At 66.7% G+C, this 1,019-nt stretch carries 1 protein-coding gene; it reads left to right on the plus strand.

The annotated features are described in order from the left end of the window. Positions 1 to 1,019 (plus strand): acyltransferase domain-containing protein (locus ACWIHY_RS40425; RefSeq protein WP_454381766.1); only part of this gene is annotated, 1,019 nt, incomplete at both ends.

A 1,019-nucleotide genomic window follows, 5' to 3' on the forward strand; every position in this document is an offset into this window, starting at 1 on the left:
GGCAAGACGGCGTTCTTGTTTACGGGGCAGGGTGCGCAGCGGGTTGGTATGGGGCGTGAGTTGTATGAGGCGTTTCCGGTGTTCGCTCGTGCTTTTGACGAGGTGGCGGCGGAGCTGGACCGGTATGTGGAGCGGCCTGTTGGTGAGGTGATCGCGCGGGGGAGCGGTCTGGATCGGACGGGGTATGCGCAGCCTGCGTTGTTCGCGGTTGAGGTGGCGTTGTTCCGTTTGGTGTCGTCGTGGGGTGTGACGCCTGATTGGGTGGCGGGTCATTCGGTTGGTGAGGTGGTCGCGGCGCATGTGTCCGGGGTGCTGTCGTTGGAGGATGCGGCGCGGTTGGTGGCGTTTCGGGCGAGGTTGATGGAGGCGTTGCCGTCGGGTGGGGTGATGGTCGCTGTGGAGGCGGCGGAGTCGGAGGTGGTGCCTCTGCTGGCGGGGCGGGAAGGTCTGGTGGCTGTGGCGGCGGTGAACGGTCCTTCTTCTGTGGTCATCTCGGGTGATGAGGTGGCGACGCTTGAGGTGGCGTCGCTTGTGGGGGCGTGGGGGCGTAGGACGAAGCGGTTGGTGGTGTCGCACGCGTTTCATTCGCCGCACATGGACGGGATGCTGGAGGAGTTTCGTGCGGTGGCGTCCGGGTTGTCGTACGGGGTGGCGCGGATTCCGGTGGTTTCGACGTTGACGGGGAAGCCGGCGGAGGGTGATGAGCTTCGGACGGGGGAGTACTGGGCTGATCAGGTCCGTGGTGCGGTGCGTTTCTCGGATGCGGTGTCGTCGCTGGGTGATGCGGGTGTGACGTCTTTCCTGGAGCTGGGGCCCGATGGTGTGCTGTCGGCTCTGGTCGGGGAAGGCGAGGGTGGGGGTGTGGTCGCTGTTCCGGCGTTGCGCCGGGACCGTCCGGAGGCGCAGACGCTGCTGGTGGCGTTGGGCCGGCTGCACACTCGTGGTGTTCCGGTCGACTGGCAGGCGTACTTCGCCACGTCCGGAGCCCGGCACGTCGACCTCCCCACCTACGCCTTCCA

The sequence above is a fragment of the Streptomyces sp. NPDC055287 genome, from assembly GCF_053646035.1.